This window comes from Amycolatopsis sp. cg9, assembly GCF_041346945.1.
GTDB lineage: Bacteria > Actinomycetota > Actinomycetes > Mycobacteriales > Pseudonocardiaceae > Amycolatopsis.
On record NZ_CP166850.1, the window covers coordinates 9430761 to 9450574 of the forward strand.

At 73.1% G+C, this 19814-nt stretch carries 18 protein-coding genes; 13 read left to right on the forward strand and 5 right to left on the reverse strand.

Annotation, left to right across the window (positions count from 1 at the left end; genetic code table 11):
• The first annotated feature begins 193 nt into the window (after window positions 1–193).
• Both AB5J73_RS43260 and AB5J73_RS43265 read left to right on the forward strand, forming a co-directional pair.
• Window positions 194–1090 carry a glycoside hydrolase family 16 protein gene (locus AB5J73_RS43260; RefSeq protein WP_370965139.1) on the forward strand — a complete coding sequence of 299 codons (897 nt, stop codon included), beginning with the start codon at window positions 194–196 and terminating at the stop codon, window positions 1088–1090.
• A 17-nt stretch (window positions 1091–1107) separates the two neighbouring features.
• Complete coding sequence (locus AB5J73_RS43265; protein ID WP_370965141.1) at window positions 1108–1602, forward strand: methylated-DNA--[protein]-cysteine S-methyltransferase; 495 nt, start codon at window positions 1108–1110, stop codon at window positions 1600–1602.
• Here the strand turns inward: AB5J73_RS43265 and AB5J73_RS43270 are convergent.
• Entirely contained in the window at window positions 1599–3827 is a 2229-nt protein-coding gene (locus AB5J73_RS43270) for a PHB depolymerase family esterase (RefSeq protein WP_370965143.1), read from the reverse strand. The two genes, AB5J73_RS43265 and AB5J73_RS43270, sit on opposite strands and share 4 nt — an antisense overlap.
• Before the next feature lie 135 nt (window positions 3828–3962).
• On the opposite strand from AB5J73_RS43270, the gene AB5J73_RS43275 reads away from it, so the two are divergent.
• Genes AB5J73_RS43275 through AB5J73_RS43290 form a run of 4 tightly spaced genes read left to right on the forward strand, consistent with a single transcriptional unit; the run spans window position 3963 to window position 8006 of the window.
• Complete coding sequence (locus AB5J73_RS43275) at window positions 3963–5525, forward strand: alkaline phosphatase D family protein (RefSeq protein WP_370965145.1); 1563 nt, start codon at window positions 3963–3965, stop codon at window positions 5523–5525.
• 54 nt (window positions 5526–5579) lie between these two features.
• Window positions 5580–6398, forward strand: a complete 819-nt coding sequence (locus AB5J73_RS43280; protein WP_370965147.1) for a helix-turn-helix transcriptional regulator — start codon at window positions 5580–5582, stop codon at window positions 6396–6398.
• A 40-nt stretch (window positions 6399–6438) separates the two neighbouring features.
• Entirely contained in the window at window positions 6439–7290 is an 852-nt protein-coding gene (locus tag AB5J73_RS43285; protein ID WP_370965149.1) for an oxidoreductase, read from the forward strand.
• Window positions 7287–8006, forward strand: coding sequence for an SDR family oxidoreductase (locus tag AB5J73_RS43290; RefSeq protein ID WP_370965151.1), 720 nt, complete (start codon window positions 7287–7289; stop codon window positions 8004–8006). The genes AB5J73_RS43285 and AB5J73_RS43290 overlap by 4 nt, the downstream gene beginning before the upstream one ends.
• A 1-nt stretch (window position 8007) precedes the next feature.
• On the opposite strand, the gene AB5J73_RS43295 is transcribed toward AB5J73_RS43290, so the two are convergent.
• Window positions 8008–8877 carry an NAD(P)H-hydrate dehydratase gene (locus tag AB5J73_RS43295; protein ID WP_370965153.1) on the reverse strand — a complete coding sequence of 290 codons (870 nt, stop codon included), beginning with the start codon at window positions 8875–8877 and terminating at the stop codon, window positions 8008–8010.
• Window positions 8855–9574, reverse strand: a complete 720-nt coding sequence (locus tag AB5J73_RS43300) for a histidine phosphatase family protein (protein WP_370965155.1) — start codon at window positions 9572–9574, stop codon at window positions 8855–8857. The genes AB5J73_RS43295 and AB5J73_RS43300 overlap by 23 nt, the downstream gene beginning before the upstream one ends.
• 82 nt (window positions 9575–9656) lie before the next feature.
• On the opposite strand from AB5J73_RS43300, the gene AB5J73_RS43305 reads away from it, so the two are divergent.
• The gene (locus AB5J73_RS43305; protein WP_370965157.1) at window positions 9657–10880 is read left to right on the forward strand and encodes a PP2C family protein-serine/threonine phosphatase; all 1224 of its coding nucleotides are present in this window, start codon (window positions 9657–9659) and stop codon (window positions 10878–10880) included.
• A gap of 20 nt (window positions 10881–10900) precedes the next feature.
• Here AB5J73_RS43305 and AB5J73_RS43310 read toward each other — a convergent pair whose 3' ends face one another.
• Window positions 10901–11284, reverse strand: a complete 384-nt coding sequence (locus tag AB5J73_RS43310; protein WP_370965159.1) for an STAS domain-containing protein — start codon at window positions 11282–11284, stop codon at window positions 10901–10903.
• Window positions 11285–11452: 168 nt separating this feature from the next.
• Here AB5J73_RS43310 and AB5J73_RS43315 point away from each other — a divergent pair, with 168 nt between their 5' ends.
• The 6 genes from AB5J73_RS43315 to AB5J73_RS43340 all read left to right on the forward strand — a co-directional run bounded on the left by AB5J73_RS43315 (window position 11453) and on the right by AB5J73_RS43340 (window position 19349).
• Window positions 11453–11833: an STAS domain-containing protein gene (locus AB5J73_RS43315; protein ID WP_370965161.1), complete on the forward strand. Its 381-nt coding sequence runs from the start codon at window positions 11453–11455 to the stop codon at window positions 11831–11833.
• Window positions 11834–11859: 26 nt separating this feature from the next.
• Window positions 11860–13410 (forward strand): PP2C family protein-serine/threonine phosphatase, encoded by a 1551-nt coding sequence (locus tag AB5J73_RS43320; protein WP_370965163.1) that lies wholly within the window; start codon window positions 11860–11862, stop codon window positions 13408–13410.
• Window positions 13407–13829, forward strand: coding sequence for an ATP-binding protein (locus AB5J73_RS43325; protein ID WP_370965165.1), 423 nt, complete (start codon window positions 13407–13409; stop codon window positions 13827–13829). The genes AB5J73_RS43320 and AB5J73_RS43325 overlap by 4 nt, the downstream gene beginning before the upstream one ends.
• 87 nt (window positions 13830–13916) lie before the next feature.
• The gene (locus AB5J73_RS43330; protein ID WP_370965167.1) at window positions 13917–17993 is read left to right on the forward strand and encodes a SpoIIE family protein phosphatase; all 4077 of its coding nucleotides are present in this window, start codon (window positions 13917–13919) and stop codon (window positions 17991–17993) included.
• Complete coding sequence (locus AB5J73_RS43335) at window positions 17990–18292, forward strand: STAS domain-containing protein (RefSeq protein ID WP_370965169.1); 303 nt, start codon at window positions 17990–17992, stop codon at window positions 18290–18292. The genes AB5J73_RS43330 and AB5J73_RS43335 overlap by 4 nt, the downstream gene beginning before the upstream one ends.
• A gap of 334 nt (window positions 18293–18626) precedes the next feature.
• Complete coding sequence (locus AB5J73_RS43340; RefSeq protein WP_370965171.1) at window positions 18627–19349, forward strand: GAF and ANTAR domain-containing protein; 723 nt, start codon at window positions 18627–18629, stop codon at window positions 19347–19349.
• A 5-nt stretch (window positions 19350–19354) separates the two neighbouring features.
• Here AB5J73_RS43340 and AB5J73_RS43345 read toward each other — a convergent pair whose 3' ends face one another.
• Window positions 19355–19765 carry an ATP-binding protein gene (locus AB5J73_RS43345; RefSeq protein ID WP_370965173.1) on the reverse strand — a complete coding sequence of 137 codons (411 nt, stop codon included), beginning with the start codon at window positions 19763–19765 and terminating at the stop codon, window positions 19355–19357.
• Between the last annotated feature and the right edge of the window lie 49 nt (window positions 19766–19814).

Here is a 19814-nt window from a genome sequence, read left to right on the forward strand (position 1 = left end):
ACCACCGTTTCACCGGGCCCGCGCGGTGCCCGGCCACCGCGAATTCCAAACGCGACCCTGCCCGGGTGTGCCCACGGGTACCGGGTGCCGGGTACTTCCGGGCACACCCCTTGACGCGGTCGCGGACCGGCGGCGACAGTGGACGGCCTCGCAGGTCGTGGACGGCCCCGTTCCCCTCAGGAAGCGAGATCCCATGTGCACCGTCAAGCGGCTCACCGCCGTGCTGGCAACGTTGTCATTCCTCGCCTCGGCCGCTCCGGCGCACGCCGAGGAAACCTGGACCACCGTCTTCCAGGACGACTTCGACGGCACCGCGGGCACCGGGCTGGACACCCAGAACTGGCTCTACGACAAGGGAACCGGCTACCCGGGCGGCGCGGCGAACTGGGGCACCGGCGAACTCGAGACCGCGACGGACTCCACCGCCAACGTCTACCACGACGGCCAGGGGCACCTGGCGATCAAGCCGCTGCGCGACGCCGCCGGGAACTGGACGTCCGGCCGGATCGAAACCCAGCGCACCGACTTCGCCGCCCCCGCGGGCGGGCAGCTGGAGATCAGCGCGACGCTCAAGCAGCCCTCCCCCGCCGGCGGCCTCGGGTACTGGCCCGCGTTCTGGGCGATGGGCGCGGACGCCCGCCCGGTCGGCGCGACGAACTGGCCGAGCATCGGCGAGCTCGACATCATGGAGGACGTCAACGCGCTGAGCAAGCACTCCACGACGTTCCACTGTGGACAGTGGCAGGGCGAGTGCCACGACCCGGACGGCATCACCAGCGACCTGCAGGACTGCCCCGGCTGCCAGGACGGCTACCACACCTACTCCGTCGTCGTGGACCGCCGCGACGCGAACGCCGAGGAGCTGCGCTTCTCCCTCGACGGCACGCAGACGTTCGCGGTGAAGCAGAACCAGGTGTCCGCCGAGACCTGGAAGGCCGCCGTCGACCACGGGTTCTTCGTCATCTTCGACGTCGCCATCGGCGGCTCGTACCCGAACAAGGTCTGCGGCTGCACGAGCCCGTCCGCCGACATCACGCCGGGTGCCGAGATGAGCATCGATTCCCTGTCGGTCAAGACCAGCCAGGGCTGACCCGTAGGCTGGGCGCCATGAAGCACGCCGTCATCGCGTCACCGATCGGACCGCTGACCCTGGTCGGCGACGGCGAGGCGCTGGCCGGGCTCTACTTCGACGGCCACCTGCGGACACCCCGGATCACCGACCCCGGGCCCCGGGACGACGACGGCTTCGGGGCGGCGCGGCAGCAGCTCGGCGAGTACTTCGCGGGCACGCGGCGCGAGTTCGACCTCGAGCTCGCGCCGCGCGGCTCCGCGTTCGAGAAGCAGGTTTGGGCGCTGCTGACGAAGATCCCGTACGGCGAAACGCGCACCTATGGGCAGCTGGCCGCGGAACTGGGCGACCCGGGCGCCGCGCAGGCGGTCGGGAACGCCAACGGCTGGAACCCGATCAGCGTCGTCGTGCCCTGCCACCGCGTGGTCGGCACGAGCGGCGGCTTGACCGGGTACGCCGGCGGCCTCGACCGCAAGCGGTTCCTCCTGAGCCTGGAAGAACCACCCGCGGCCGAGGTCGGCCGGTTGTTCTAGCCGGCCGAGCAGGTCACGGCCGGCGCCGTCAGGTTCCCGCCGTGCTCGACGGTGAAGCCGATGACGTTGCCGCTGCCGTTGGGCCGCGCGGTCAGCACGTACCCGGTGCTGTCCCAGGTGCCGGTGTAGTTCCAGCTGCCGATGACCTTCTGCGGCGCGTGGAAGGTGATCGTGAGCACCCAGCTGCTGCTCCCGGTCACCGTCACCTGGCCGTTGAAGCCGACGTTCCACTCCGCCGTCTTGAGGTACGTCCCGGTGCACCCGCCCGGCGGCGGGGTCGTGGTCGTCGGCGGCGGGGTGGTGGGTGTGGTCGGCGTGGTGGTCGGCGGCGGGGTGGTGCCGCCGTTCAGCGCGTCGAGCACCGCGGTGTAGGCGGCCTTCTTCTGGCCGTTGCCGTCGAACAGCAGCGGCGTGGCGGACGCCCGCCACGAATCGGTGTCCCGGATGCCCCACACGGTCATGCCGGTGCAGCGCGCCACCGCGAGGCAGGCGTTCGTGACCGTGCGGTAGTTGTTCGCCTGCGCGGTGCCCGACCCTTCGATGTCCAGCTCGGTGATCTGCACGTCGACGCCGAGGTTCGCGAAGTTCTGCAGCGTCGTCTGGTAGTTCGACGGCACCGGGCTGTTGGGGTTGAAGTGCGACTGGAAGCCGACGCAGTCGATCGGGACGCCGCGGGACTTGAAGTCCTGCACCATCCGGTACACGGCCTGGGTCTTCGCCTGGTTCCAGTCGTCGGTGTTGTAGTCGTTGTAGCAGAGCTTCGCGCCCGGGTCGGCCGCCCGCGCGGCGCGGAACGCCGCCTCGATCCAGTCGTCCCCGGTGCGCTGCAGGTTCGAATCGCGCCGGGCGCCCGAACCGCCGTCCGCGAAGGCCTCGTTGACGACGTCCCAGGCGTAGATCTTGCCGCGGTAGTGGGTCGCGACCTGGGTGATGTGGTTCAGCATCGCCGACCGCAGCGCGGAGCCTTCCATGCTCTGCATCCAGCCCGGCTGCTGCGAGTACCACGCCAGCGTGTGCCCGCGCATCCGGGCGCCCTGGCTCGTCGCCTGGCCGACGATCCGGTCGGCGTTGCCGTACGAGAACTGGCCCTGCGTGGGCTCGGTCGCATCGATCTTCATCTCGTTCTCCGGCGTGATCATGGAGAACTCGCGGCTCAGGATGCCGGTGTAGACGCTGTCCGAGAGCTTGCCCGCCGAAACCGCGGTACCGAAGTAGCGGCCGCTCCCACTCGCCGCGCTCCCGAGCGTGGTGCCCGCGGACGGCGGCGGGGAGGTGGTGGTCGTCGTCGAGGTACCCCCGCTGTTCAGGCCGAGGAACGCGATCGCGTAGGCCACCATCCCGTTCTGCGGCAGCGAATGCCCGGCCCCCTGGACGCTGATGCCCTCGACCGGCGCCTGGACGCCGGTGCCGCCGTAGCGCGAGCGCGTCCAGCCGGACTGCGGGGCATCAGTCGACGACGGCGTCTGGTTCAGCCCGTGCAGGTTCGTCCACTGTTTGACCTCTTCGCCGAAGTTCGGGTAGCGCAGGGTGTCGTCGGCGGTGCCGTGCCACAGCTGCATCCGCGGGTACGGGCCGCTGCGCCCGCCGCTCATCTGCCGGGCCTGGTCGCCCCACTGCTGGGCGGTCTTGATCAGCTGGCCGCCCGAGCACTGGCTGTTCCAGCTCGACCCGTCGGTGGTGGCGAAGCAGCCGGCGGGCACGCCCATGAACGCCGAGCCGGCCGCGAACACGTCCGGGTACTCCGCGGCGAGCACGTTCGTCATCATCGCGCCCGAGGAGAACCCCGTGACGAAGACGCGGCCGGGGTCCACGTTGTAGCGCTGCTTGGCCCAGTTCACCATCGACAGGATGCCGACCGGGTCGCTGCCGCCGCCGCGGGTCAGCGCCTGCGGCGACGAGACGTCGAAGCACTGCCCGCTGCGGGTGGCTTCCGGGAAGACGATGACGTAGCCGTACTGGTCGGCCGCGGTGACGTAGTCGCGGGCGTAGCCGTTGAACACCGCAGACGCCGAGCCGGTGCAGTAGTGGACCGCGACCAGCAGCGCCGGCTTCGCCGCCACCCGGTCCGGGACGTAGGTGTACATGTTGAGGTTGCTGGGATTGCTGCCGAAATCGGTCACGCGCGTCAAGGTGGCCGCCGACGCGGGCTGCGCCGAGATCACCAGCACGACGGCGGCGGCGATCGAGAGCGCGGCGGCGAGGAGGGCGGTGAAGAGTCTTCGCACTCGACGAGTCCTTTCCGGGGGCGGGGCGCAGCTGTCACGATCGTTCGTTCGCCGCCCGGGACCGGTCAACGATTTTCGGGATGTTTCGCGGTCTTTCGAACTGCCGAAGAGCCGGACTGCTGCGAGGATTCCGGGATGACCGAGCTGCTCCTGGGACCGCTGCTGCGGCACGTGAACGCCGACTCGGCGACGATCTGGGTGGAGACGGACGGCCCGTGCGAAGTCCGCGTCGCCGAGGCGACCGCCCGGACCTTCGAGGTCGCCGGGCACCACTACGCCCTCGTCGTGCTGACCGGCCTGGAGCCGGGGCGCAGCACGCCGTACGAGGTGCGGCTCGACGGCGAGCTCGTCTGGCCCGAGCCCGACAGCACCCTGCCGCCCAGCCGGATCCGGACGCTGAGCCCCGGCGACCCGCGGTTCCGCCTGGTCTTCGGGTCCTGCCGCAAGCCGCGGGAGCAGGACGCGCTGGGCCCGGACGCGCTCGCCGCGTACGCCCACCGGATGGCCGGGCTCGACGAGGCCGAATGGCCGGAATCGCTGCTCCTGCTGGGCGATCAGGTCTACGCCGACGAGACCACCGACGCGACGCAGGAGTGGCTGGCCGGGCGGCGCGACACGAGCGAGCCGCCGGGCACCGAGGTCGCCGACTTCGAGGAGTACTGCCACCTGTACTTCGAGGCGTGGTGCGACCCCGCGGTGCGCTGGCTGATGTCGACCGTGCCGACGTCGATGATCTTCGACGACCACGATGTCCGCGACGACTGGAACACCTCGCAGGCGTGGCGCGAGGAGATGGCCGCGACGTCGTGGTGGCCGGAGCGGATCCGGGGCGCGCTGGTCTCGTACTGGGTCTACCAGCACCTGGGCAACCTCGGCCCCGACGAACTCGCCGAGGACGACGTCTACCAGCAGGTGGTCAAGTCGGGCGTGGACAACGCCGGGCTGCTGCGCGAGTTCGCCGACCGCGCTGACCGGGAGGCCGACGGCGCCAAGGGCACGCGGTGGTCCTACCGCCGCGACTTCGGCCCGGTCCGGCTGCTGGTCATCGACTCGCGGGCCGGGCGGATCCTCGCCGGCGGCACCCGCTCGATGGTCGGCGACGACGAGTTCCGCTGGATCGAAGAGCAGGCCGGCGGCGACTTCGAGCACCTGCTGATCGGCACGTCGCTGCCGTGGCTGATGCCGACCGCGCTGTCGGCCGCGCAGTCGGTCAACGAGCGGCTCTGCACCCGGCCCGGGCTCGTCGGGCGGATCAGCGAGTGGTTCCGCCAGCTCGCCGACCTGGAGCACTGGCCGGCGTTCCGCGACTCGTTCGACCGGCTGGCGAAGCTCATCGGCGGCGTCGCGGACCGGGGTGTCGCGTCGGTGAACGTGCTCTCGGGCGACGTCCACCACGCGTACGTCGCGCGGGCCGACCTGCCGGGCGCGCCGGTGCACCAGCTCACCTGCTCGCCGGTGCACAACACCGTGCCCTGGTACATGAACCGGCTGTTCCGCGCCGGCTGGGCGCGGGGGCTGACGCGGCTGAGCGAAGGGCTGGCCCGCCGCGTCGGCGTGCCGCCCGCGCCGCTGACCTGGAGTTGCGTGTCCGGGCCGCACTTCGGCAACGCCGTGATGACCCTGGACGTCGACGGGCGCGAAGCCACCGCGACGCTCCTGCGGCCGGAACGGGACGGGGAGCCGGTCCGGCTCACCTGAGGGTGGGTGCGGCGCGGCCACCCAGGTGCCGCGCGGCCGGGTTAGCCTCGGACCATGCCCGCGGAGAACGCTCTTGGTGAGTTCCTCCGGGCCCGCCGCGAACAGGTGGGCCCGGCGGACCTCGGCCTGCCCGCCGGCGGGCCGCGCCGGGTCGCCGGGCTGCGCCGCGAGGAGGTGGCGGTGCTGGCCGGGGTGAGCACCGACTACTACGTCCGGCTGGAGCAGGGGCGGGAGCGGAACCCGTCGGCGCAGGTCGTCGACGCGCTCGCGCACGGGCTCGCCCTGGACGAGGACGCCACCGCCCACCTGCACCGGCTGGCCCGGCCGGGGCCGCGCCGGCGCCGCCGGGCCCGGCGCGAGCAGGTCAGCCCGAACCTGCTGCGCCTGATGGACGGCTGGCCGGACACGCCGGCGCTGGTGCTCGGCCGCTGCCTCGACGTGCTCGCGCACAACGCGCTGGGCCAGGCGTTGTTCGGCGGGCACGCGCACAGCGACGACCTGGTCCGGCTGGTGTTCCTCGACCCGGACGCCCGCGAGTTCTACCCGGACTGGGAGCGCGTCGCCGTCAACACGGTCGGTGGCCTGCGGGCGGCCGCCGGGATCGACCCGGACGACCCGCGGCTGATCGAGACGGTCGGCGAACTGTCGGTCAAGAGCGCGGACTTCCGCCGGTTGTGGGCCCGCCACGACATCCGGCAGAAGACGCACGAAACCAAGCGGTTCCACCACCGGCTCGTCGGTGAGCTCGTGCTGAGCTACGAGGCGCTGACCGTGAACAGCGCGCCCGGCCAGCAGCTGGTCGTCTACCAGGCCGAGCCGGGCAGTGCGTCGGAAGCGGCGCTCGCCCTCCTGGGCAGCCTCGCCGCTTCCTGAACCCGTTTCCTGAAATCCACAATGGACGGAGTACTTCGTCGTGCCCGAAAACGCTGTCTGGTTCATCACCGGCTGCTCCGGCGGCCTCGGCCGCGCACTGGCCGGAGCCGTGCTCGACCGCGGGTGGCGGGCCGTCGTCACCGCCCGCGACCCGGCGCGGGTCCGCGACCTCGTCGACGCGCACGGCGACCGCGCGCTGGCGCTGCCGCTCGACGTCACCGACCACGCCCAGGTCACCGCCGCCGTCGAAACGGCGGAAACGACCTTCGGCCGGATCGACGTCCTGGTCGGCAACGCCGGCTACGGCTACCTCGCCGCGATCGAGGAAGGCGAGGACGAAGAGATCCGGAAGCTGTTCGACACCAACGTGTTCGGCCTCGCCGACGTCACCCGCGCGGTGCTGCCCGGCATGCGGGCCCGCCGCAGCGGGCACGTCGTGACCGTGTCGTCGCTCGGCGGGCTCGCCGCGTTCGGCGCCACCGGCTACTACCACGCGACGAAGTTCGCCGTGGAGGGCTTGTCGGAGTCGCTGGCCGCGGAGGTGACGCCGCTGGGCATCAAGGTGACCATCGTGGAGCCCGCCGCGTTCCGCACCGACTGGTCCGGCCCGTCGATGCGGCAGTCCGCGATCCGCATCGACGACTACGCCGAAACGGCCGGAGCCCGCCGGGAAGCCACCACCGCGACCCACGGCAAGCAGCCCGGCGACCCGGCCCGCGCGGCGGAAGCGATCATCACCGCGGTCGGCGCCGCCGAGCCCCCGCTGCGGCTGCTGCTCGGCGAAGCCGCCTACACCATCGCCACGGCCCGGCTCGAAACCCTCAGGTCCACTTTCGACACCTGGCGCGAGACCACCCTCGGCGCCGACTTCCCCCGAGAGGAAACCCCGTGAAGACCGTTCTCATCACCGGTGCCAGCAGCGGCATCGGGCACGCCACCGCGCTGCGCCTGGCCCGCGAGGGCCACCACGTCGTGCTCGGCGCCCGGCGCGAAGACCGCCTGGCCGCGCTGGCGAAGGAGATCCACGACGCCGGCGGCACCGCCGACGTGCACCGCCTGGACGTCACCGACCGCGCGGCCGTCGCCGCGTTCGCCGACGCCGCCGTCGAAGCGCACGGCCGGCTCGACGTCTTCGTCGCCAACGCGGGCGTGATGCCGCTGTCGCGGCTGGACTCCCGGCACGTCGAGGAGTGGGACCGGATGATCGACGTGAACGTCCGGGGCCTCCTGCACGGGATCGCGGCGGCCCTGCCGCACTTCCGGCGCCAAGGCGGCGGGCACTTCGTGACCATCGCCTCCACCGGCGCGCACGAGGTGGTGCCGACAGCCGCGGTCTACTGCGGCACCAAGTACGCGGCCCGGGCGATCACCGAGGGCCTGCGCCTCGAAGCCGACCCAGGCGTCCGCGTCACGACGATCTCCCCCGGCGTCGTCGAGTCCGAACTGGCCGACACCATCACCGAAGCGGGCGCGAAGGAGGCGATGCGCACCTACCGCGCGGTGACGATGTCGCCGGACACCATCGCCGGCGCGATCTCCTACGCGATCGGGCAGCCGGACGGCGTCGACGTCAACGAAATCGTGGTGCGGCCGACCGCCCAGCGGTGATTCAGCGCTCCAGCTCGGCGATGACCCGCGGGATCTCCGCGACGAGTTCCCGCGCCAGCAGCCCGGTGCTGCCGGTGTCCGGGATCAGCCGCTGCCCCGCGACGGCGTGGACGTGCGTCGCCCAGCAGGCGGCCTGGTCGACGGCGGCGCCGCGGGCGAGGAACCCGCCGGTCAGCCCGGCCAGCACGTCACCGCTGCCGGACGTCGCCAGCCCGACGTGGCCGCTGCCGTCCCGCCAGGTGCGGCCACCGGGTTCGGCGACCACCCCCATGAGCAGCACCACCCCGCGGTAGCGCCGCGCGATCCGCACCGCCGTCGCCAGGTCGTCGACGTCTTCTTCTTCGCAGCCGTCCAGAAAGGCCGCTTCGACCCGGTTGGGTGTGAGGAGGAGCCGGTCCGCCAACGGCTCGGCCAGCTCCGGTGCCCGGCTCAGCGCGCCGAGCGCGAACGCGTCGAGCACCACCCGCGCGTCCGGGGCGATGGCAGGAACCAGCCGCCGCAGCAGCTCTTCGGTCTCCTCGGCGCCGGTCAGGCCGGGACCGACCACCACGGAACCGGCGCCCGGGAGGACGTCGGCCAGCCGGTCGGCCGCGTCGGCGGCGATCGCGCCGGAAGCGTGTTCCGGCAGCCCGATCACCGAGGACTCGGGCACCGAAACGCCGATGGCCGTCGCGTGGCGTTCGGCGACCGCGAGCTGGAGCGTGCCCGCGCCCGCGCGCAGGGCGGCGGTGCCGGACAACGCGGGCGCGCCCGGCACGGTCCGGGCGCCGCCGACGACGAGCACGGTGCCGCGGTCGCCGGTGCCGATCCGCCGGTCCCGCAACAAGGCCGGGCTGATCGGCGCCGGGTCAGGAGAGCTGCCGCGCGGCATCGTCGTCCGCCGTCGGCGGGGTGTCGGTGGCGTGCAGGTGGCCGACCTCCTGGGCGAGCACCATGGTGAACCCGCCGTCGCGGTCGCGCTCCCAGGACGTCACCGAGCCGTTGGGGACTTCGGTCGCGTCGGCGGCGCGGAGCAGGTCGGGCTCCGGCAGGCCTTCGAGGAGGTAGCGCAGGCCGAAGACGGTCATCTCGTGGGCCGCCAGCAGAACGCGCTTTCCGGCGTGCTCCGCGCTCAGCTCGGTCAGCAGGGAACGCAGCCGCAGCACGACATCGGCCCAGGACTCGCCGCCCGGCGGGCGGTAGTAGAACTTGCCGAGCCGCCGTTTGCGGCGCAGTTCGTCGGGCCACCGCTCGCGGACGCCGTGGGACGTCAGCAGGTCCAGGACCCCGAGCTCGCGGTCGCGCAGCCGTTCGTCGGGGACGATCGCGACCCCGTCGGGCGCGGCCAGCCGGGCGGTGTCCCAGGCCCGGCGGTAGGTCGAAGTGACCACGAGGTCCGGCGGGCGCTCGGCGAAGAACTCCCCCGCGGCCGCGGCCTGCTCCTGGCCCAGTCCGGTCAGCGGCACGTCGGCGTCGCGCTCGGCGATGTCGATCACGTCGGCCCCGGCCGACTCCGCTTCCTCCCGGGCCACGTTCCCGGTGCTCTGCCCGTGGCGCAGCACGGCCACCCACTCCAAGTCGACGCTCACGTCCGATCGGTTACCCCGGTGGGCCCACCACCGAAACGCGGGATGGGCGGTCCCGCAACGGGGTTGCGGCTAAGGTCGTCCCATGTCGCGAAGTCTCGGCGCTCACGACCGGCTGCGGCTGGTGGAAACGATCATCGGCGCTCCCGCCGGTCACCTCGTGCTGGCCGAGGTGCTGGTCGAGACGCTGCAGCGCTTGCGCGAGGTCATGGCGGTCGACACGGCGACGGTGCTGCGGTACCAGCCCAGCGCCCGCCAGCTGGTGGCGTTCGCGGCGGCCGGCATCGAGGAGGAGGTCCACCAGGGCGTGCGGATCCCGGTGGGCAGCGGCTTCGCCGGCCGGGTCGCGCTCGAGCGGGTCCCGGTGATCCTCGACCAGGTCGACGAAACCACCGTCGTGAACTCCCTGCTGTGGGAGCGGGGACTGCACTCGATGCTCGGCGTGCCGATGATCGCCGGCAGCGAGCTCGTCGGGGTGCTGCACGTCGGGTCGGTCGAGCCCCGGCCGTTCGGCGAGCCAGACGTGGCCACCATGCAGCTGCTCGCCGACCGCCTCGCGACGGCGATCCAGCTGGAAGCCCGGGAAGAGAACCGCACCGCCACCGTGGCGCTGCAGCGCAGCCTGCTGCCGAGCAGCCTGCCCGAGGTGCCCGGCCTCTCCTTCGGCGCCCGGTACGTGCCCGGCGCGGAAACCGGGCTCGGCGGCGACTGGTACGACCTGTTCACCCTGCCGGGCGACCGGATCGGCGTCGTGATGGGGGACGTCTCCGGCCACGGCCTCGACGCCGCCGTGATCATGGGACGGCTGCGCAGCGCCCTGCGGGCCTACGCCCTCGACTGCGAAAGCCCGGCCGAGGTGCTCGCCAAGCTCGACCGCAAGGCCAACCACTTCGAGCACGGCGCGATGGCCACGGTCGCCTACGGGATCATCGGCCCGGGCCGTGAAGCCGTGACGCTTTCCCTGGCCGGGCACCTGCCCCCGGTGCTGGCCGTGCCGGGGGCCGCGGGCCGGCTGGTGGACGTGCCGCCGGATCCCCCGATCGGGCTGACGATCGGCGAGCCCGAACGGCGGATGACCATCGTCGACCTGCCGCCGGGCAGCGTGCTGGCGTTCTACACCGACGGACTGGTCGAGCGACGCGACCGGCCGGTGGACACCGGTATGCGGCTGCTGGCCGACACCGTGTACGCCGGGGAGCCCGAGCGGCTCTGCGCGCAGATCATGGCCGCGCTGATCGGCGGCCGGGCGGCCCAGGACGACGTCGCCCTGCTGACCATCCAGCGCCGGGCCGTCCCGGCCGGCGGCTGAGCGCGACCGGGACGGCGCGATCAGGAAGCGGCCAGCGCCGCGTCCCGGGTCGGGAAGAGCGAGAGGCTGTCCTCGAGGCCGGTCAGCTGGATCGGGCGCAGGGTGGCCCGGCCGGACGCGACGATCCGCACCGCGGTGCCGGCGGCGGCGTTGCGGTGGATCGTCAGCAACGCGGTCAGCCCCGGCGAGGCGAGGAAATCCACCCGGGTCAGGTCGACCACGAAGACCGGCGGCTCCTCCGCCAGCACCTCGTCCGCGGCCTGCACGAGTGCGGGCGCGGTGGTCGTGTCGACGTCCCCGGCGACGGCCAGGACGACTGTGCCGTCTTGGTCCGTTCGGGCGATCCGGAACTCCCCGAACGGCACAGTGGCCGATGCGCTTTCAGTATGGGTGTGCTCGGTCATGACGTTCGCTCCTGCCTTCGGCAACGCCACCGGGGTGTCCGGTGGGCGTGCGTGATCACGAAGGCTGTCTGCTCAACCGGTGTCAATCATGCCCGCCCCCGCGCCGCCCCGCCGTGTCAGCACCCACCCGGCTTTCGGGCACGCCCGTGAACAGGCAGGATGAGCACCATGGCCGAAAGAGACGTGACCGGGGACGCACTCGGCGACGCGGCTGGTCCGGCGGGGTCGGTGGCGCTGGAGGACCGCGATGGCACCGCGGTGCTCCGCGTGGACGGCGCTCTCGACCTCGCACTGGCACCGAAACTCCGCCAATTGGCCGAACGCGCGGCCCGGGCGCGGCCCGCGTTGCTCGTCATCGACCTCACCGACGTCACCTTCCTGGCGTCGGCGGGCATGGCCGAGCTCGTCCGGGCGCACCGCGGGCTCACCGCGTCGGCGCCGCTGCGGGTGGTGGCCCGCGGCCGGATCACCCTGCGCCCGCTGGAACTGACCCGGCTGACCGACGAACTCGCCATCTACTCTTCGCTGTCCGAAGCGCTGGCGCCCTGATGCCGCCCGGTCCCCGGTCCCTCCCCGTGCTCGACGCCGTGCGCCGCGCGTTCGCCGGCCCCGGCGGGGCACCGGCAACCACCGGGATCCGGCCCCTCTCCCCCGCCGAAGCCGATGCGGTGCTGCACGGCCGGGCCGCGGTGGCCGTGACCGACCCCGCGGTGCTGGCGGAGCTGGTGCCGGGCAAGGAGATCACGCGTGCGATCGCGGTCGCCGACGGCGAGCACGGCACAGTGGTCTACACCACTGAGGAGGTCGGTGAGCTGCCCGCGCTCGTCGCCGCCGCCGTCGAGGCCGCCACCGCGGACCTGGCCGCCACCGTCCGGCGGCTGCGGGGCGAAGCCGTGGTGCTCGACGCGCTGCACTCCACCGGCCGCGAGCTGACCGCCCAGCTCGACATCGACCGGATCGTCCAGGACGCGACCGACGCGGCCACGAAGGCGACCGGGGCCGGCTTCGGCGCGTTCTTCTACAACCTGGTCGACGAGTTCGGCGAGTCCTACACGCTGTTCACGATTTCGGGTGTGCCGCGCGAGGCGTTCACCCGGTTCCCGATGCCGCGCAACACCGCGGTCTTCGCGCCGACCTTCGACGGCGCCGGTACCGTGCGCAGCCCCGACATCACGAAGGACGAGCGGTTCGGGAAGAACGCGCCGTACCACGGGATGCCGGAGGGCCACCTGCCCGTGTGCAGCTACCTCGCGGTTTCGGTGCTCAGCCCGACCACCGGCGAGGTGCTGGGCGGGTTCTTCTTCGGCCACCCCGAACCGGACCGGTTCACCGCCCGGCACGAGTACCTCGCCGAAGGCATCGCCGCGTACACGGCCATCGCGCTCGACAACGCCCGGCTCTACGAACGCGAGCGCACCCTGGCGACCGAGCTGTCCCGCAGCATGCTGCCGGTCGCCCCGCCCACGCCCGGCCTCGACGTGCTCACGCGGTACCTGCCGGCGGTCACCGGCAGCAAGGTGGGCGGCGACTGGTTCGACGTGATCCGGCTGCCGTCCGGCGGGACGGCGTTCGTCATCGGCGACGTCGTCGGCCACGGCGTCACGGCCGCGACGGTGATGGGCCAGGTCCGGACCGCCATCCGCTGCTACGCCCGGCTCGACCTGCCGCCGTCGGAGGTCCTGCGCCACGTCTCCGACCTGACCGGCGGGCTGTTCGGCGAAAGCTTCGTCACCTGCTTCTACGCGGTCCACCGGCCGGACGTCGGCACGCTGACCTTCGCGAACGCCGGCCACCTGCCCGCGATCCTGGTCCGCCCCGGCGAGCCGCCCGAGCAGATCGGCGAGGCGCTGGCGCAGCCGCTGGGCGTCGGTTCGGCGTTCCCCCAGCGCTCCACCGGGTTCCCGCCCGGCGCGGACCTGGTGCTCTACACCGACGGGCTGGTCGAGAGCCGCACCCGCGACCTCACGCTGGGCATCGAATGGCTGCTGGCGGGTATCCCGGGTCTGCTGGCGGCGGCCGACCTGGAAACGGCGTGGGACAAGCTCGTCCAGGAACTGACCCGCGGACGGCACGACGACGACATCGCGGTCATCCACGTGCGCCACCGCGGAGAGGACGCCCCATGACGGACCCCCTCCCCCCGGGAGCGCCCGCCCCCGCGGCGTCGTTCCACCGGCGCACCTCCGCGATCGCCGGCCGCCTGCCGCGCCTGCGCGAAGCACTGGCCGAGTGGCTGCGCGCGCTCGGCCTGAGCGAGGAACGGCAGGAGGACATCGTCCTCGCCGGCTACGAGGCGATGGCCAACTCGGCGGAACACGCTTACCGCGACCGCGAAGCGGGCCCGATCGACGTCCGGGCCGAAGCACTGGGCGGACGGCTGACGGTGACGGTCACCGACTACGGCTCCTGGCGGCCGCCCGCGGCGACCAACGGCCTCCGCGGGCGCGGCCTGCTGCTCATCGACACCCTCGCCGACGAGAGCGCGAAGGTGCACCGCGAGGACGGCACCACGGTCACCATGACCTGGCTGACCGACGGGAACTGACCGGCGTCCCGCCCACCACGGGTCACACGCGCGGCGGGGGCCGTCGGGGTCGAGTAGGCTCGTCCCGGGCCGCGAACCGGGAGTGTGATGAGCGTCGGTGAAGAGTCCGGCCACCGCGCTGTGTTCCCCGGGACCAGCCGGATGGCCGCCCGGATGCGGGACTTCCGCTGGGCGTCCTCCCCGCTGGGCGACCCGGCGGGCTGGCCGGCGAGCCTGACGACCGCGGTCCGCATCTGCCTCACCTCCCGCTTCCCCATGATCGTCTGGTGGGGACCGGAGCTGCGCTTCCTGTACAACGACGCCTACCTGCCGCTGCTCGGCACCAAGCACCCCGCGCTCGGCAAACCGGGTGCGCGGGTCTGGGACGAGATCTGGCACATCATCGGCCCGATGCTCGACAGCGTGATGTCCACCGGCGAAGCGACCTGGTCCGAAGACCTGCTGCTGCCGATGAACCGGCACGGCTACTGGGAAGAGACCTACTGGACGTACTCCTACAGCCCGGTGCACGACGACGAGGGCGTGGTGCGCGGCGTCTTCACCGCGGTCACCGAGACGACCGAGCGCGTGATCGGCGAGCGCCGGATGGCGACGCTGCGCGAGCTCGGCGCCCTGGCCGGGAGCGCCCGGACCGTCGAGGAGGCCTGTGCGCGGGTCGCCGACGTGCTGGGACGGGCCGGAGCCGACGTCCCCTACGCCGCGATCCACGTCCTGGACGGCGAGGGCGGTCGCGCGCCCGCGGTCGTCACCCCGGGCGGCGAGGGCGCGGGCGAACCGGACGCCTGGCCGCTCGCGGAAGTGCTCGCCGACGGGGTGCCGCGGACGGTGTCGGGCGGGGCGTTCGGCGAGCTGCCCCGCGGTGACTGGTCCACCCCGCCCACCGAGGCCGTGGTGCTGCCGCTGCCCGGCGACGCCGGGGACGCCGCCACCGGCGTGATCGTGCTGGCGGCGAGCGCCGGGCGGGCGCTCGACGAGTCCTACCGGACGTTCCTCGGCCTCGTCGCCCAGCAGACGACGGCGCTGGTCAACGGCGCGATCGCCTACCAGGTCCAGCAGCGGCGCGCGGAGGAGCTGACCGCGCTGGACGTGGCGAAGACGACGTTCTTCGCCAACATCAGCCACGAGTTCCGGACGCCCCTCACGCTCATCCTCAGCCCCGCGGCGGACCTGCGCGAGGCGCTGAGCGGCGCCGACGAGCGGATGCGCGAGGAAGCGGACGTCATCCACCGCAACGCGTTGCGGCTGGGCCGGCTGGTGAACAACCTGCTCGACTTCTCCCGGATCGAGGCCGGCCGGATGCAGGCCCGCTTCGAGCCGGTGGACCTGGCGGCGTTCACCGCCGAGCTGGCCAGCGTCTTCCGCGCCGCCGTCGAACGGGCCGGGCTGGCGTTCGAAGTCGACTGCCTGCCGATGGGCCAGCCCGCGTACGTCGACCGCGGGATGTGGGAGAAGGTCGTCTTCAACCTGCTGTCCAACGCGGTCAAGTTCACCTTCGACGGCGCGATCCGGGTGATGGCCGCCCCCGACGGCGAGGACGCCGTGGTCGCCGTGACCGACACCGGGACCGGCATCGACGCCGCCGAGCTGCCGCGCCTGTTCGAGCGGTTCCACCGGATCCCCTCGGCGCGGGGCCGCTCGAACGAGGGCAGCGGGATCGGCCTGGCGCTGGTGCGCGAGCTCGTCGACATGCACGGCGGCACCGTCACCGTCGAGAGCACCCCGGGCGCCGGGACGACGTTCCGGGTCCGGCTGCCGCTGGGCACCGCGCACCTGCCCGCCGACCACCTCGTCGCGGAGCCACCGGTGGCCGGCATCGAGGAGGAGACCGCGGAACCGTACCTGCAGGAAGCCCTGCGCTGGCTGCCCGGCGCGGAGCGGAACTCGCCGTCCGCGCCCACCGCGGCGGCCGGCGCCCGCGTCCTGATCGCCGACGACAACGCCGACATGCGCGACTACCTCGTGCGGTTGCTGCGAGCCGACTACGCGGTCACGTCGGTGCGGGACGGCGTCGAGGCGTTCGAAGCCGCGTCCGCCGAGCCGCCCGAGCTGATCATCAGCGACGTGATGATGCCCCGGCTGGACGGTCTCGGCCTGCTCGCCGAGCTGCGCGGCGACCCGCGCACCGCCGCCGTGCCCGTGCTGCTGCTCTCGGCCAGGGCCGGGCAGGAGGCCGCCGTCGACGGGCTGGCCGCCGGCGCCGACGACTACCTCGTCAAACCGTTCTCGGCGCGCGAACTGCTCGCCCGCGTCCGCACGACCGTCCAGCTCGCGCGGCTGCGGACGCAGCACGCCCGGTGGCGCGCGGCGCTGATCGAGTCCCTGCAGGAGGGCTTTTTCGTCAGCGACGCCGAAGGTCGGATCGTGGAGATCAACGCGGCGTTCACGGAAGTGCTGGGAGCCGGGCCGGACGGGCTGCCCTACAGCGAGCCGTTCCCGTGGTGGCCGGACCGCGAGGCGGATCCGGTCGCGCACCGGCAGGTCGCCGACGCCTTCGCGCGGACCCGGGACCAGCAGGCCGGCAGCTTCGTGCTGCCGCTGCGGCACCGGGACGGGCACCGGGTGTGGGCCGCGATCGCCTACAACGCGCTGCACGACAGCGAGGGCCGCCGCCGGCTGGTCGGCACGGTCCGGGACGTCACGGCCGAGCGCTACGCCGTGCAGCGCGAAACCGCGCTCGCCGCGATGAACCAGCGCCTCGCCGGGGTCAGCGGGGTGCCGGAGGTGCTGCGCACCGCGCTGGAGCTGCTGTGCGAGCTGTGGGAGGCCGAGCGCGTCCTCGCGGTGACCTGGCCGCGGGACGGCGAACCGGAGCTCGCTTCGACCGACTCCCGCGACCACGGCTGGACCGATCTCGCCGCGCCGCTGCGCGCGACCCTCGACCGCCTCCGGTCGCTCCCGGCGCTGCACACGACGGCCGCGGACGGCGGCGCGGGCGCCTCCGTCGACCACCCCGGCGGCCGGCTGACGCTCTGGGTCGAGCCCGCGCGGGACCGTCCCCTCGGCACCGAAGACCGGACCCTGCTGGCGCTGCTGGCCGGCACGCTCGCGCACGCCCTGCGCCGCGCGCACCGCGACGACCGGCAGCGGGAGGTCGCGATCGCGCTGCAGCGCTCGATCCTCGGCCCGGCCCGGCTCCCCGACGGCTTCGCGGTGCGCTACGAGCCGGCGACCCCGCCGCTGGAGGTCGGTGGCGACTGGTACGACGTCATCGCGCTGGGCGACCGGATCGGCATCGTCGTCGGCGACTGCGTCGGCCGGGGGCTCGCGGCGGCCGCGGTGATGGGCCAGCTCCGCAGCGCCTGCCGCGCGCTGCTGCTGGAGGCCAACGGCCCGGCGCACACCCTGGACACGCTCGACCGGTTCGCCGACCGGCTGCCGGGTGCCTTGTGCACCACCGTTTTCTGCGGGGTCCTGGACCCCGCGACCGGCACGCTGACCTACAGCAGCGCGGGGCACCCGCCCGCCACCCTCGTGCACCGCGACGGCTCGTCGGAGTTCCTCGACGCGGGCGCCAGCGTGCCGCTCGCCGTGCGCGTCGAGGCGGACCGGCCGGAGGCGACGGCGGTCGTCCCGGTCGGCTCGCTGCTGATGCTCTACACCGACGGGCTCGTCGAACGCCGCCGCGAGTCGCTCGACGACGGCATCACCCGGGCCACCGAAGTGGCCCACGACGTGCGGGAGGCCGACCTGACCGACCTCGCGGCCGCCCTGATGGGCCGGCTCCGGCCCGACGACGGTTACGAAGACGACGTCGCCCTGCTGCTCTACCGCCGGTCGGTGCCCCCGCTGGCGCTCGACTTCGCGGCGCACCCCGACAGCCTCGCCTCGACCCGCACCTGGCTGCGCGCGTGGCTGGCCAACGCGGAGCTCGAGCCCGACCTCGCGCAGGACGTCCTGGTCGCGACGGGCGAGGCCTGCGCCAACGCCGTCGAGCACGCCTACCCCGGCGCGACCGGCGGCAGCGCACGCCTCGCCGCCCGCTTCACCGGCTCCCACCTGGTCGTCGTGGTCACCGACGACGGCCGCTGGAAGCAGCCACCACCGGACAACCAGGTGCTGCGCGGCCGCGGCATGCCGATGATGGAAGCACTGGCCGACGCGGTCACCATCCGGCACGATGCCGACGGCACCACCGTCACGCTGGAATGGAGAATCGGTTCGTGACGACCGCTCTCACGCTGGTCGCCGGGCGGGGCGACGACGGCGACCGGACGCTGAGCGTCAGCGGCGAAATCGACATGAGCAACGCCGCCGAGTTCGGCGCGGCCCTGGACCGCGAGCTCGCGGCGGGGACCGCGGTCACCGTGGACCTCACCGGGGTGGCCTACCTGGACAGCGCGGGCGTCGCGGTGCTGTTCGACCGGACCGAGGAGCACGACCTGCGCCTGATCGCCCCGAGGCTGCTCGAGCGCGTGCTGCGGGTGTCCGGTCTCGTGCAGGTCGCGAAGGTGACGGTCCGCTGAATGATTGACTCGCTCCGCACTGGGTAAGTCACTCGAAGCGACGGTCTCGGGGTGGGTTGTGCCGGCGGCCGCCGCGAGGTGGTTCCCGGCGCCAACCCACGACGTTCAGCAGCGAGCGCCGGGCCGGAGCCACCGCTCTCTCCCCTCCCTCCGCTCCCGTCCCGACGTCGTGAACGAGTCGTTCACCGCGCCGGACGTCCTGAAAGACCCATTCGTGGCATCACCACGCGCCGGGTGTTGCGGAAGACGCACCACCCGCGGGTAAGGTTTCGCCGTTCCGTTGAAGCAGCAGCGGTGCGCTCGACCACCGCTATCCGGGACGGGAGATGATCGCGTGACCGGGGAACCGATCCCGCCGGAGCACCTCGACGAGCTGACCGCCGCCATGGCGGGGCTCACCGGCGCGCTGGAGTCCGAACCCGCCGAGGCGGAAATACTGGAAGCCGTCTGCGCGGAAGCCGTCCGCGCCGTGCCCGGTGCCGACATGGCCAGCATCACCGCGATCCGGGACGGCGAGCCGGAGACCGCGGCGTCCACCGACGAGCGCGCCGTCGAGATCGACCGGTTCCAGTACGCGGCCGGCGAAGGCCCGTGCCTGCGGGCCGCGGCAACCGGCGAGATCGTGCGGCTGCCGCTGGCCGCCGCGGACGCCGCGTGGCCGTCCTTCACCGCGCACGCCCGCGGTCTCGGCGTCGGCAGCTACCTCGCCGCGCCGCTGCGCGTCGACGAGCACCTCTCCGGCGCGCTGAACCTCTTCGGCTACGGCGACCACGGGTTCGCCGAGACCGACTCGCGGTTGCTGCAGCTCTACACCACGATCGTCTCGTTCGGGCTGCGCACCACCCGGCGGTACCGCCAGGCCCGGCGGCAGGCCACCGAGCTCGAATCGGCGATGCGCACGCGAGCGGTGATCGAGCAGGCCAAGGGCATCCTGATGGCCGTGCACCGGATCGATGCCGACGACGCCATGAAGCGGCTGGTCACCGAATCCCAGCGCACCAACGTGAAGCTGCGGGAGATCGCGGCCAAGTTCGTCGAAGAGCTGTCCGCCGGCTGAGCCGGTCAGGCGGTGCGGCGCACCGGGAACGGCCAGGTCAGGGTGATCACCGTGCCGTCGTCGGTGGAGCGGAGGTCGAGCCCGTCGACGAGCGCCTGGATCAGGCGCAGGCCGCGGCCGCCGTCGTCGCGCTCGGTGATCGACTCCCAGCGGCCCTGGTCGGCGACGGTGATGATCAGCACGTCGTCGTCGATCCGCGCGCGGACGTCGATCAGTCCCGGCCGGCCGCGGTAGGCGTGGCCGAGCACGTTGGCCATGGCTTCCCAGCACGCCAGCACGACGTCGTCGGCCTGCCTGCCGACCTCGTCGCCGGCCCGCCGCCGCAGCCACGAAATCAGATGACGGCGCAGGCTCGGCAAGGTCCGCTGCGAAATCGTGCCGCGGTACCGCCAGCCGTCCGATCCGAGCTCTTCCACGTTCACCTCCCCGGGGGACTGTGGGTTTGCTACCCACCGGTTCGATATC

Bases quoted from the DNA above. Each gene is read 5' to 3' on its own strand.
- AB5J73_RS43260 (WP_370965139.1), top strand. From the start codon at position 194: ATGTGCACCGTCAAGCGGCTCACCGCCGTGCTGGCAACGTTGTCATTC.
- AB5J73_RS43265 (WP_370965141.1), top strand. From the start codon at position 1,108: ATGAAGCACGCCGTCATCGCGTCACCGATCGGACCGCTGACCCTGGTC.
- AB5J73_RS43275 (WP_370965145.1), top strand. From the start codon at position 3,963: ATGACCGAGCTGCTCCTGGGACCGCTGCTGCGGCACGTGAACGCCGAC.
- AB5J73_RS43280 (WP_370965147.1), top strand. From the start codon at position 5,580: ATGCCCGCGGAGAACGCTCTTGGTGAGTTCCTCCGGGCCCGCCGCGAA.
- AB5J73_RS43295 (WP_370965153.1), bottom strand. From the start codon at position 8,877: ATGCCGCGCGGCAGCTCTCCTGACCCGGCGCCGATCAGCCCGGCCTTG.
- AB5J73_RS43305 (WP_370965157.1), top strand. From the start codon at position 9,657: ATGTCGCGAAGTCTCGGCGCTCACGACCGGCTGCGGCTGGTGGAAACG.
- AB5J73_RS43310 (WP_370965159.1), bottom strand. From the start codon at position 11,284: ATGACCGAGCACACCCATACTGAAAGCGCATCGGCCACTGTGCCGTTC.
- AB5J73_RS43315 (WP_370965161.1), top strand. From the start codon at position 11,453: ATGGCCGAAAGAGACGTGACCGGGGACGCACTCGGCGACGCGGCTGGT.
- AB5J73_RS43325 (WP_370965165.1), top strand. From the start codon at position 13,407: ATGACGGACCCCCTCCCCCCGGGAGCGCCCGCCCCCGCGGCGTCGTTC.
- AB5J73_RS43330 (WP_370965167.1), top strand. From the start codon at position 13,917: ATGAGCGTCGGTGAAGAGTCCGGCCACCGCGCTGTGTTCCCCGGGACC.